Source organism: Thiocapsa sp. UBA6158, assembly GCF_002423035.1.
Lineage (GTDB): Bacteria > Pseudomonadota > Gammaproteobacteria > Chromatiales > Chromatiaceae > Thiocapsa.
The window spans coordinates 16,828-28,949 of sequence record NZ_DIUM01000067.1; the positions used below are offsets into that span (position 1 = coordinate 16,828).

Sequence of the window (12,122 nt, forward strand, 5' to 3'; positions counted from 1 at the left end):
GGTGGCTGGTGGCCCTCCCAACATGACCCGCCACTCGCTGCGCGCCCGTCTCTGGATCGGGGCTGCATTCTCCATCACGATGGCTCTGGCGTTCGCCGGGCTCGGTCTCCTGACCCTTTTCGAGCGCCATGTCGAGCGGCGCATCGGCGAGGAGCTGCGGGCACAGCTCAACCAACTCGTCGCAGCGGTGACCATCACGCCGGAGGGTGAGGTCGCACTGACGCGCGAGCCGGTCGACCCGCGGTTCGATCAGCCGCTGAGCGGGCTCTATTGGCAGATCGACGGCCCGACTCGGCCCGGGCTGATGCGCTCGCGCTCGCTCTGGGATCATCTCGTGGAGCTGAGCGACGACGATCTGGATCCGGGAGCCGTTCACGCCCATGAGGTCATGGGTCCAGACGCACGACCCTTGCTGGTGCGCGAGCGTCGAATTCGCCTGCAGGCGGTCGGCGGGCTGACGCCCTTGCGTCTCATGGTCGGGGTCGAGCGAGCAGAGCTGATCGTGGCGCGGGATGCCTTCGCGGCCGACATGCTGCCCTATCTTGCACTCATTGCGCTGGTCCTGGCGCTGGCGGCCTTCGTGCAGATCCAGACCGGTCTTGCACCGCTGGATACGGTGCGACGCGGTCTCGGCGAGATTCGCACCGGCCGGACGCGGCGGCTCGCGCGGGCCTACCCGGACGAGGTCATGCCGCTGGTCGGCGAGGTCAACGCACTGCTCAAGGCCCGCGAGCAGGCGATCGAGCGCGCGCGGGCCTGGACCGCGGACCTCGCCCACGGACTCAAAACCCCGCTGGGTGCGCTGGTGGCCGACGCGCAGCGCCTGCGCGAGCAGGGCAACGCGTCCCTAGCCGACGATCTGGAGCACTTGGCGATGGCGATGCGGCGCCGAGTCGAGCGCGAGCTGGTGCGCGCCCGGCTGCGCTCCGGTGCGGGTGTCCAGCCGTCCCATGCCGACGTGGTGGAGACCATTCACCGACTGCTGCGCACGCTGCAACGCACTCCGGAGGGCGCGCGGCTCGACTGGCAACTGGTCGCGCCCGCGCAGGCCCGCGCCGCGGTCATCCAAGACGATTTGCTGGAGCTGCTGGGAAACCTGCTTGAGAACGCGGCCAAATGGGCCCGGACCGAGGTGGACATCCGAGTGACCGCCGGCGATCGAATCGAGATCTCGATCGAGGACGATGGTCCCGGCGTCCCGGCAGAGCAGACGCCGCGGTTGGGCGAGCGGGGCTTGCGTCTCGACGAGCGCCGAGAAGGCAACGGCCTCGGACTTGCGATCGCCCGGGATGTCGTCGATGCCTACGGCGGGGTCCTCGACTTCGCACGCGCAAGCAAAGGAGGACTCTCTGTGCGGGTTCGGCTGCCGAGGGATCAGGTCGGATCCGGGCGCTGAAACACCCATGGGTGCAAATTGATTCGCACGGTCAGGTCATCCGACCTCGGACAGAAACTCGGATGAGACCGTTATCGTTCAATGATTCCCGGCTGACTCGCGAGCGCCCGCCGCGCTTGAGTCACCGGTTGTCTCGCGGGATGCTGCGATTGCGTGGTGCGTGCGAACCTCTTCGCTGAGCTGATGGACGGCCATCGCGTAGAGGTTGCTGTGGTTGTACCGGGTGATGGCGTAGAAGTTGTCCAACCCGACCCAGTATTCGTCGTCGACCCCGTCGAGTCGGATCAGGCTCGCGGGGACTTCGGTCGGCAGGGGCTCGTCCCACGCGACCCCTGCTGCGCGTAGGTCGCCCGCGGTCGTGTCGGGCGGGGCGGGGGTCTTCTCGACCAAGGCGATTCCGGTCGGGACGCCGGAGCGCAGCTTCGCCGCAAAGGCGACGGGCTCGCCGGGGCGCCAACCGTGCTGTTTGAAATAGTTGGCGACGCTCCCGATGACATCGGCGTTGCTGCCCCACAGATCGCGCCGACCATCCCCGTCGAGGTCGATCGCATAGTTGCGATAGCTCGAGGAGATGAACTGCGGCTTGCCCATGGCCCCGGCGTAGGAGCCGACGGCCCCGAGCGGATTCAGCCGCTCCTCGCGGCTGAGCAAGAGAAACGACTCGAGCTCGCGACGGAAGAAGTCGGCGCGTCTGGGATAGGCGAACCCGAGCGTGGTCAGCGCATCGATGACCCGATGCTTACCCACATTGGCCCCGTAGCTTGTCTCGACCCCGATGATGGCGACGATGATCTGCGGGGCGACGCCGTAGTCGGCCTCGGCACGCGCGAGCAGTTCGGCGTTGTCGCGCCAAAAGGTCACGCCGCCGGCGATCCGCTCGGGCGTGACGAACAGCGCCCGATAGTCGCGCCAGGGCTTGGCCTCGTAGGGCCGATCCATGGCATCGACGATGGTCTGACTGAAACGGGCATCCGCCAGCACGCCCTGCAGCTTCGCCAAATCGAACCCATGCCGCTCGACCATCTCGCGTGCGAACACCTCGGCCTCGGCCGCATAGCTGGCCGGCTCGGCGTGCAGCTGCGACACGGCGAGCGCCACACACCCTGCGAAGAAAAATTCACGAGCGATGGGCATGGAAGACACCTCGTTGACTGGTGATGGCGTTGATCCGGATGCGTCGCATGCGCCGGGCCGCGTCCGAGACGTTCCAGGTCATCGCACGCATCACCCGCGCGAGCGTAGACGATGGGTATGTACCCCCATGATGATGCCGAATCCGGCCATCAGGGTCACCATCGAGGTGCCGCCGTAGCTGATCAAGGGTAGCGGAACACCGACGACCGGCAGCAAGCCGGTGACCATCCCGGTGTTGACGAAGACATAGACGAAAAACACCAGGGTCAGAGCGCCGGCCAACAGACGCCCGAAGCGATCCTGTGCTCGCGCGGCGATGACCAGACCGCGCAGGATGATGAAGAGATAAAGGGCGAGCAGCGCCAGGATCCCGGTAAACCCGAATTCCTCGCCGATGACTGCAAAAATAAAGTCGGTATTGCGCTCGGGCAGGAACTCCAGGTGCGACTGGGTGCCGTTCAACCAGCCCTTGCCGTCGATCCCGCCCGAGCCGATCGCAATCTTGGACTGGATGATGTGATAGCCGGACCCGAGGGGGTCGGACTCCGGATTCAGGAAGGTCAGAACGCGATCGCGCTGATAGTCGTGCAGACCGATCCAGACGAGCGGGGTCATGGCGGCGACGACGGCCGCGAGCGCGAGGATCATGCCCCACCCCATGCCGGCCATAAAGAGCACCATCACGCCCGCGCTGGCGACCAACAGCGAGGTTCCCAGATCCGGTTGCTTGGCGATCAGCACAACCGGGATCAGGGTCAGTAACGCCGAGAGGACCACCCACAGGAGTTTCGGCGGCAAGGCACGGGCGCTGAGCAGCCAGGCGAGCATCATGGGCACCGCGAGTTTCAGAAGCTCCGAGGGCTGAAAGCGAACGACGCCGAAATCCAGCCAGCGCTGTGCACCCTTGCCGATATCTCCGAACAGAAGCACCGCAATCAGCATCACCACCCCGACCCCGTAGAGCAGAGGCGACCAGCTGCGCAGCCGCGCCGGGGGGATCTGTGCGACCGCGATCATCAGGGCGAAGGCGATCCCCAGCCGAATCAACTGGCGCTCGAGCGCGGCGGGATCCTGATCGCTTGCGCTGAAGAGCACCATCAGGCCGAAACCGCACAGCGCCAGCAGGGCCACCAGCAGGGGGGCATCCAGGTGAATCCTCTGCCACAGACCGCGGTGCCCTGGATACAGGGTGTCATCCGGAAAATAGCTGCTCGATCTAGTCGCCACGCTCGGCTCCGACATCGGTCTGGACGGTCGCACCGCCCAGGTAGGCATCCATGATGCGGCGCGCGACGGGCGCGGCGGTGGCGCCGCCCCCGCCGCCGTGCTCGACGATGACCGTGATCGCGATACGCGGATCATCGACCGGCGCGAAGGCAACGAACAAGGCGTGGTCATGCAGATGCTTGGGGAGCGTTGCTGCACTGTAGCGCTGGTTCTGGCCGAGGCTGAAGACCTGCGAGGTCCCGGTCTTGCCGGCGATGCGGTACTCGGTGCTGCGGATGCGCCGGGCGGTGCCCGATTCCACGACCTTGGCCATGGCGTTGACGATCTGGTCCCATTGCTGTTTGTCGCCCAGCTCGATGCTGTGCGAGACCATCGGCAGCTGCTCGGCCGCGGACGCGCCGGGAGCCTGTGCCGCCCGCGCCACCTGCGGACGAATCACCTTGCCGTGATTGGCGACCGCTGCCGTGGCGACCGCCAGTTGCAGCGGTGTTGCCAGGAAGGAGCCCTGGCCGATCCCCACGATGAGGGTCTCGCCCGGATACCAGGCCTGTTTGCGGACCCGTTGTTTCCATTCGCGCGTCGGCATGAGCCCGCCGAGCTCTCCGGCGACATCGATCCCGGTCAAGGCGCCGAAGCCGAAGTCCGAGAGAAAGCCCGAGAGTCGGTCGATTCCCATTCGGTTGGCAAGATCGTAGAAATAAACGTCGCAGGATTGCACCAATGCCTGCTCGAGGTTCAAGGCGCCATGACCGCCGCGGCGCCAGCAGCGAAATCGATGGGAATGCCCGGGCAGACTGAATGCGCCCGAGCAATAGGTGGCACGTCGCGAGGTCGTCACCCCCGAGGCAAGCCCGGCGAGTGCGACGAACTGCTTGATCGTCGAGCCCGGCGGATACTGTCCGCGCACCGCTCGGTTGAACAATGGCTTGTCCGGCGAGCTCAGCAGGGCCTGATAATCGGTCTGGCTGATCCCTTCCACGAACAGATTGGGGTCGAAGCTCGGGTTGCTCACCAGGGCCAAGACGCCGCCGTTGCGCGGATCAATGGCGACCACGGCCCCGCGCTCCTCGCCGAGCGCCTCCTTCGCCACCTGCTGCAGGCCGATGTCCAGGTAGAGATGGAGATCCTTCCCCGACACCGGCGGTTGGCTCTCGAGTGTACGGATCACCCGGCCGCGGGCGTTGACCTCTACCTGCTGGTAGCCGACCTGGCCATGCAGCAGCGCCTCGTGGGCCTTCTCGAGACCTCCCTTGCCGATGAACTGGCTTCCCGCATAGTTGCTCTTGTCGATCCGGGCGAGCTCCTGCTCGTTGATCCGCCCGACATAGCCGAGCACATGGGCAGTGTGCTCGCCGAGCGGATAGGTGCGCACCAGCTCCGCGCGGATGTCCACACCGGGGAAGCGGTGCCCGTTCACCGCGAATCGCGCGACCTCGGTCTGGGTGAGATTCAGCCGGATCGGCACGCCCTGGAAGCGCATTCGCTGTCGCTTTTGACGCTCGAAGCGGTTGCGATCCTGCGGCTCGATCCGGATCAACCGAGACAGTCCCTCGATCGTGGCCTCCAGATCGCCGACCTTCTCGATCGTGATCTCCAACGAGAATGACGGGTGGTTGTCGGCGAGCAGAACGCCCTTGGCGTCGTAGATGAGTCCGCGTGCCGGCGGTAGGGGTTGCACCTTGACCCGATTGTCGCGCGACAGCACCGTGAAATGGTCGTGCTGGTCGACCTGCAGATGCATCAGGCGCACCACGACGAGCGACAACGCGGCAATCGCCAGCAGGCCTGCGATCAGCGCCCGGATCGACACCAAGCGTCCCTCGCGTTTGCGGTCTTCCAGATTCGCTTCGAGCATTAAACCGCGCTCGTTGGTGAAGCCGTCGATGTCGGGAGGTGGTCCGTGACTTTGCGGGTTCGGCGAGCCTTGGAGTCGGCGCGGCTTAAGGTTATGAAATTCAAGATTCTAGACCGCGTGTGCTGCAACGGGTGCTGGTGCGATGACGGTAGGGCCGAGACGAGACGGGTGCATGTCATGTCGAACGCGGCCTAGTCTAGACCAAACCGGTGCGACGACCGAGGTCGTTGAGGATCACCAAGAGCCAGGGCCAGAGCAGCAGACCGAGCAGGGTCGGCACCCAGTAGATCAGAGAGGGCATCGGCTGGCCGGTCGCCGCCAGGACCCAGAGGTTGAGCAGTCGCTCCACCAGCAGCAACACCCACACGAAGAGCGCCTGCTGCCACAAGGGGAAGAGGCGGATCCGTCGGTGCAGCTCGACCACGGCATAGGCAACGAGCGAGAGGCCCAGCGCGTGCTGTCCGAACAAGGATCCCGAGGCGACATCCAAGGCCAAGCCCGCGGCGAAGGCCGAAAAGACGCCGAAGCGCTCGGGCACGGCCAGGCACCAGTAGAGCGTCACGAGGGCGACCCAGGGTGGCCTGAAGGCATCGATCCCGACCGGCATGGGCAGGATCGCAAGAAACAGGGCGATCACGAGACTGGCGAGGATCAACCAGCCGCCGCGCGGCGGGGCGTCGGTCATCGCGCAGTGCCTTCATCGGTCTCGGCGCTCGGCCCTGCGCCCGACCCGGCCTCGGTGAGCGCCTGCTGGCGCATCTGCGGATCGAGGGTCCAGACCAACAGGACCTCCCGGCTGCGGTCGAGCCGGGCGGTCGGCTCGGCCAGCACGGTGGTGAATGGATTATCCGGATCCTGACGCACCGTGGTGACCCGCGCGACCGGATAGCCCGGCGGAAAGCGCTCGCCCATCCCGGATGTGACCAGCAGATCACCCTCTCGAATGTCGGCGTTCTTGGGGATGTAGAGCAGCTCGAGCCCCTGCCCGATGCCGGACCCGGCGGCGATGCTGCGCAGACCGTTGCGATTGACCTCCACCGGGAGCGAATGATCCGAATCGGTGATCAGCAGGACGACGGACGAAAAGGGGTTGGCTCGGATCACCTGCCCCATGACGGCATTGGCATCCAATACCGGCTGCCCGACGAAGACGCCTGAGCTGGTCCCCTTGTTCACCATCACCTGCTGGCGCGAAGGCGTGAGATCCACGGCGAGGATCTCCGCAATCAGTACACGCTCGCCGATGTTGAAGGAGGAGCCGAGCAGGTCGCGCAGGCGCATGTTCTCGGCCTCGAGCGACTCGAATTGCTGCAAGCGGGCCTTCAGAAGCAGGTTTTCGCGACTGAGCGCCGTGTTCATCGTCCGCAACTGCGCCGCGTCCGTGAGCTGCTCCTGCGCGGAGCGGATGAGTGCGGACGGGACGTTCACGGCTAAATGCAGCGGATAGGCCAAGACGGACAGCAGCGAGCGCACGCGGTCGAGGTGGTCGAACCGGTGGTCGGCGATGATCAGGCTCAGCGCGCACACCACCGCCAGGATCACCCGGAGGGCGGGCGAGGGTCCGCGAAGGAAGAGCGGTTTGATGGGATCACTCGGTCGTAAAGAGGTCGATCCCCCGTGCGTCGAGCATCTCCAGCGCCTTGCCGCCGCCACGCGCCACACAGGTCAGCGGATCCTCGGCCACGACCACCGGCAGACCTGTCTCCTCCTCGATTAAGCGGTCGAAATCGCGCAACAAGGAACCGCCGCCGGTCAGCACGATGCCGCGCTCGGCCACGTCCGAGCCCAGCTCGGGCGGTGTCTGCTCCAGGGCCATCTTCACCGAGCCGACGATTGCAGCGAGAGGCTCCTGCAGGGCTTCAAGGATCTCGTTGCTGTTGAGCGTGAAGCTGCGCGGGATGCCCTCGGCGAGGTTGCGCCCGCGCACCTCGATCTCCAGCACCTCGTTGCCCGGGAAGGCCGAGCCGATGCTGTGCTTGATCCGCTCGGCCGTCGCCTCGCCGATGAGCGTGCCGTAGTTGCGCCGCACGTAATTGATGATGGCGTCGTCGAAGGTGTCGCCGCCGACCCGGATCGACGCCGAATAGACGACACCGTTGAGCGAGATGATCGCCACCTCGGAGGTGCCCCCGCCGATGTCGATCACCATGCAGCCGCGCGGCTCGTGGACCGCGAGCCCGGCGCCGATCGCCGCCGACATGGGCTCTTCGATCAAAAAGACCTCGCGCGCCCCGGCCCCGGCCGCGGACTCCTTGATGGCGCGACGCTCGACCTGGGTCGAGCCGCAGGGTACGCAGATGAGCACGCGCGGACTGGGGCGTATGAGGCGCGACGCGTGCACCTTTTGAATAAAGTACTGGAGCATCTTCTNNTCGGCGATCACGCCGTCCTTGAGCGGGCGAATCGCCGTGATGCTCTGCGGCGTGCGACCGAGCATCAGTTTGGCCTCCTCGCCGACGGCGACCACCGTCTTGCCCCCGCCTTTGCGCTCGTGACGGATCGCGACCACCGAAGGCTCGTTGAGGACGATCCCCTGGTCACGCGCAAAGATGAGCGTATTGGCCGTACCCAAGTCGATCGAAAGATCGTTCGAGAAGATTCCACGCAGACTTCTGAAGAACATCGGGTGCGTACCTTGCGGGAGAAAGAGGAGATCGCCGGCTCTCCCGCGGGCATCCTGGACGAGGATCCTTCGGGAAATCCATCGGAAAACGGCGAGCTAATCTAACAACGCAAGGGGGGATCGGCAAGGCGGGTGTTCACGCCGTGCATCCCGGCGACACGCTGCGCGTTTGGCCGGGATGACAAGACCGCTCCGCTAGCGTTTCGGCGGGACGTAACCCTCGGGCATCTCCGCGCCTTCGCCGAAAAAGTATTTGTCCATCTGCTCTTCGAGAAACTTGCGCGACTTGGGGTCCATCGGGCTCAGGCGATTCTCGTTGATCAGCATGGTCTGGTGACGAAGCCAGTCCTGCCAGGCCTGCTTGGACACGTTTTCGTGGATTCGCTTGCCGAGCTCGCCCGGATAGGGCGCCCGATCCAGGCCCTCGGCCTCGCGGCCGAGCTTGACGCAGTGAACCATGTGGGTCATGAGACGTCTCCGTGTGGTTGCGCACGAACGGGCGGTTGCGCTCGGCCGGCTTGAAAGTGGTCCAGGATGCCTTTCACAGGCGCGGGTGTGCCGAGAGCGGCGAGATCGGCCCGGTTCAGCCAGCGGCGATCCGCGTCGTCGGAAACGCGAGCGGGTATGGCGTCGAGCTGCACAAGTGCGATGCGGATATCCAGGCTGAAGTGGGAGAAGGTGTGACGGCGTGCCCCGATCATTTCAACCCGCGCGGGCAGAAGGCCGAGGTTTGCAAGACACCAGTGACCCGGATCGGCGCCCGGCGCGACCTCGGGCAGGCTCCAGAGTCCGCCCCAAATCCCGCTCTTGGGCCGACGCTCCAGCAGGATATCGCCGGCCGGATCGACGAGGAGCAGCATCAGGGTCTCGCGCTCCGGCGTGCTTCGGCGCGGGCGGGGTGTCGGGAGTTCGGCCTGACGGCCAGAGCGACGCGCCACGCATTGCTCGGACAGCGGACAATGCTGGCAGGCCGGGGCACGGCGGGTGCAGAGCGTGGCGCCCAGATCCATCATGCCCTGGTTGTAGGCGCCGACCCGGCGGGCCGGCGTGAGTCGTTCGGCCAGCGTCCAGAGCCGCTCGAGGACAGCGCTTTGTCCGGGCCAACCCTCGACGCCGAAGGCACGTGCCAGCACCCGCTTCACGTTGCCGTCGAGGATCGGATGGGGTTGGTCCAAGGCGAGGGAGAGCACCGCACCGGCCGTGGAACGGCCGATGCCGGGCAGTGCAAGCAAGGGCTCGAGCGTCGCCGGGAATACGCCGCCGTGCAGATCCCGGATCAGGCACGCCGCGCGGTGGAGATTGCGGGCACGGGCGTAGTAGCCGAGCCCGGACCAGAGGGCCATCAGACGATCCTCCGAGGCCTCGGCAAGGTCCGTCACCGTCGGGAACTGCGCGACGAAACGCTCGAAATAGGGGATCACGACCGCGACCTGCGTCTGCTGCAGCATGATCTCCGAGACCCAGACCCGGTACGGCGTCGGGTCGCGTTGCCAGGGCAGATCCTTGCGCCCGTGCCGATCGCACCAGGCGAGCACGGCCGCGCCGAACCACTCCGAGGTGTCTGAGGTCATGGTCTCGACCCCTTCCTCGGTGCGCAGAGACGGGCTTGCCGACGTCACGATCCGGTCTCGGCGCGCGGCTGTCCGCAGTTCCAGCAGAGGTCGAAATCGCCGTCCACCGATTCCCCGCAAGCGCTGCAGTGCCAAGTGACAGTGTTGCTCGGGCGCCGCGCATCGGCCTGAAAGCGGCCGAGCAGCTCGCGTCCACGTTCGAGGTCGTCGTCTTCCACGACCCAGAGCGTGGGACCGATGTCGGCAGGAAGACCGCCCGCGGCACCCGAGAGAAAGTCGCCCAGGATGACGGTCGCGACGAGATGCCGATCCAAAAAATCCAACAGGAGTTGGGCCTCGATGCGATCTCGGGCCTGGTAGAGGCGTTGCATGGGTGCCTACCGAAACGCCGTCGAGGTCACGGCAGCGTGGTGCGGAGCGGGGGAATATGGAGCGGGTGATGGGAACAGCACCCGGTCGCTAACTCGTTTATTACGAACGTTTTTTCCGATCCAAGCGTCACGGAATAGACTCGATTGTGGACTCAAGTCTTCGGCCTGGTCAACGCAGGCCGTTGCGGGTGATCCAAAGCGAGCCAAGCACATCCATCAACAGCCAGAGCATCGGATTTCATTCGGAAGTCTATCTGTCTACTGGCACACCACGCCACAGGTCGCAACGGACAGGCGAGCTGCCGTCCTCAAAGGACTGGCTCTTCATCGACCGGTGCGGCCTCGTCTTTCACCCGCTCGATGAACCGCTTCATGGGCTCGGAGGGGTCGCCATGGCGGCGCAGCAGGTAGGTAGAGAGCATCGGTGGGGTGCCGGCCAGGGGACGAATGGAGATGTCCGGGCGCTGTAGCGTCTGCACCTGCGAGGCGATGGCGAAACCGATGCCGTAGCCCGCGCCGACCAGGGTCAGCATCACGCCCAGGCTGGTCACTTCATCGACCAGCTTGAGGGGCGTGCCTGCATCCTGCAGCAGCGCTTGAATCTGATGGCGGCAGCCCGATCCCGATTCGGGATGGCACAGAACCAGCGGGAACTTCAAGGCTTCGGCCAGCGGCACCTGCACGTGTGCCAGCAAGGGGTGGCGTGCGGGCACGATCACCGACAGCGGATCGGTCCACACCGGCTCGGCGACGAGGCCATCATGCACCGCGTTTGACAAGCCAAAGCCGATGTCCAGAAGATCGTTGTGCAGCATCTTGAGTTGCTGCGCGAACGGCAGCTCGAAGACGCGAATCTCCAGCTCGGGCTCGTCCTCGCGGCTGCGTGCCAGTAAGGTTGCGATGCGGGGCTGCGCCAGGCTGTCGCAGATGGCGATGCGCAGGTGGCCCTGGTAGCCCTGCGCCGCCGCCTTGGCGCTCTTGACTGCCTGCTCCACGGTGGCCAGCACGCGCCGGCATTCGCCGAGGAACACCTGGCCGGCCCAGGTCAGCCGCGTCAGGCGTGTGCTGCGGTCGAACAGCTGCACGCCAAGCTGGCTTTCCAGGTCGCGCATCGCACGCGACACAGGCGATTGCTCGATGCCCAGACGCTCGGCTGCACGGGCCAGATGCAGTTCTTCCGCAACTGCGACGAAGTAACGCAGCAATCTGAAATCCAAGGCCACCTCCTGTTTGTCTTCTTCTGGTTCGGCCTCTCGGACGCCAGCATCTCGATCCGCATCCCGTCAGCACCTCCTTCGATGGCATCGCTTCGAAGCACTCATGCCTGTCTGGAACAGTCCCGTCGCCGACACGCGCGGAACAGGCCGGCGCACACAGCCCGGGCATGGAATGCTGATGGTCAGTGTGCTGCGTCCGCAACGCTGGTAAATCAGCCAGTGTGCCGGGCACGCGCGCAGGCGCGCACGCGGGCTGGTGTCCGCGATCGGTGCAGCCGACGACGACACGCCGGCGTCAGGGCGGGCGTGCCGATGCAGTTTCATGGGGGTGTCTTTCGGCTCACCCCGGTCATGGCCTGGTCGGTCACGAAGCTCAGCTCCAACACCCCAGACTTCTGCGTAGCCGCCATCCCCTGGGCGACGCGCTCGTAGATCCACCAGGCGGTCGCCGCGGATGAAGTCCTCGGGCTGCGGGTGACGCGGCGCGGAGGCCTGCAGCCGCTGCGCGAGCTGCTCGTCGCCCATGCGTTCGTCGTCCAGGACACGCTGCCGTGGGTGGTGACGGACAGGTTCGCCACGTCGGGCTTGATCGGCTTCACTCCATTCAGACACAGATGCTAATGAGAATTATTATTGATTGTCCGTGGTTTTGTGTGATATGGCAACACCAATGGAATAACCCGGCTTTCAGACGCCGCCTCGTGCCGGCGACTGAAGGCCGGATGGCG

The 12,122-nt window shown here is 65.6% G+C and carries 12 protein-coding genes; 1 reads left to right on the forward strand and 11 read right to left on the reverse strand.

The annotated features are described in order from the left end of the window. The first annotated feature begins 22 nt into the window (after positions 1–22). Complete coding sequence (locus tag B4N44_RS09820; protein WP_296700063.1) at positions 23–1,396, forward strand: sensor histidine kinase; 1,374 nt, start codon at positions 23–25, stop codon at positions 1,394–1,396. 78 nt (positions 1,397–1,474) lie between these two features. Here B4N44_RS09820 and mltB read toward each other — a convergent pair whose 3' ends face one another. From mltB to B4N44_RS09875, 11 genes are all read right to left on the reverse strand, one after another. Then, positions 1,475–2,530, reverse strand: coding sequence for a lytic murein transglycosylase B (mltB, locus tag B4N44_RS09825; RefSeq protein ID WP_296700066.1), 1,056 nt, complete (start codon positions 2,528–2,530; stop codon positions 1,475–1,477). 90 nt (positions 2,531–2,620) lie between these two features. Beyond that, a complete protein-coding gene (gene rodA, locus B4N44_RS09830; RefSeq protein ID WP_296700069.1) occupies positions 2,621–3,757 on the reverse strand; it encodes a rod shape-determining protein RodA in 1,137 nt (378 codons plus the stop codon). Continuing rightward, on the reverse strand, positions 3,747–5,612 hold the full coding sequence (mrdA, locus tag B4N44_RS09835) for a penicillin-binding protein 2 (RefSeq protein ID WP_296700072.1): 1,866 nt from the start codon (positions 5,610–5,612) through the stop codon (positions 3,747–3,749). The genes rodA and mrdA overlap by 11 nt, the downstream gene beginning before the upstream one ends. Positions 5,613–5,808: 196 nt before the next feature. Then, positions 5,809–6,297, reverse strand: a complete 489-nt coding sequence (gene mreD, locus B4N44_RS09840; protein ID WP_296700074.1) for a rod shape-determining protein MreD — start codon at positions 6,295–6,297, stop codon at positions 5,809–5,811. Beyond that, positions 6,294–7,274, reverse strand: a complete 981-nt coding sequence (gene mreC / locus B4N44_RS09845; protein ID WP_349681079.1) for a rod shape-determining protein MreC — start codon at positions 7,272–7,274, stop codon at positions 6,294–6,296. Before mreC ends, mreD begins: the two co-directional genes overlap by 4 nt. Continuing rightward, positions 7,201–8,235, reverse strand: a complete 1,035-nt coding sequence (locus B4N44_RS09850) for a rod shape-determining protein (RefSeq protein ID WP_296700077.1) — start codon at positions 8,233–8,235, stop codon at positions 7,201–7,203. Before B4N44_RS09850 ends, mreC begins: the two co-directional genes overlap by 74 nt. 195 nt (positions 8,236–8,430) lie before the next feature. Next, positions 8,431–8,703 (reverse strand): oxidative damage protection protein, encoded by a 273-nt coding sequence (locus B4N44_RS09855; RefSeq protein WP_296700080.1) that lies wholly within the window; start codon positions 8,701–8,703, stop codon positions 8,431–8,433. Further along, the gene (mutY, locus tag B4N44_RS09860) at positions 8,700–9,806 is read right to left on the reverse strand and encodes an A/G-specific adenine glycosylase (protein ID WP_296700095.1); all 1,107 of its coding nucleotides are present in this window, start codon (positions 9,804–9,806) and stop codon (positions 8,700–8,702) included. The genes B4N44_RS09855 and mutY overlap by 4 nt, the downstream gene beginning before the upstream one ends. A 44-nt stretch (positions 9,807–9,850) precedes the next feature. Beyond that, positions 9,851–10,177 carry a DUF2007 domain-containing protein gene (locus B4N44_RS09865; RefSeq protein ID WP_296700083.1) on the reverse strand — a complete coding sequence of 109 codons (327 nt, stop codon included), beginning with the start codon at positions 10,175–10,177 and terminating at the stop codon, positions 9,851–9,853. A 308-nt stretch (positions 10,178–10,485) separates the two neighbouring features. After that, on the reverse strand, positions 10,486–11,394 hold the full coding sequence (locus B4N44_RS09870) for a LysR family transcriptional regulator (protein ID WP_296700086.1): 909 nt from the start codon (positions 11,392–11,394) through the stop codon (positions 10,486–10,488). Positions 11,395–11,714: 320 nt separating this feature from the next. Next, a complete protein-coding gene (locus B4N44_RS09875) occupies positions 11,715–11,972 on the reverse strand; it encodes a hypothetical protein (protein ID WP_043105786.1) in 258 nt (85 codons plus the stop codon). Between the last annotated feature and the right edge of the window lie 150 nt (positions 11,973–12,122).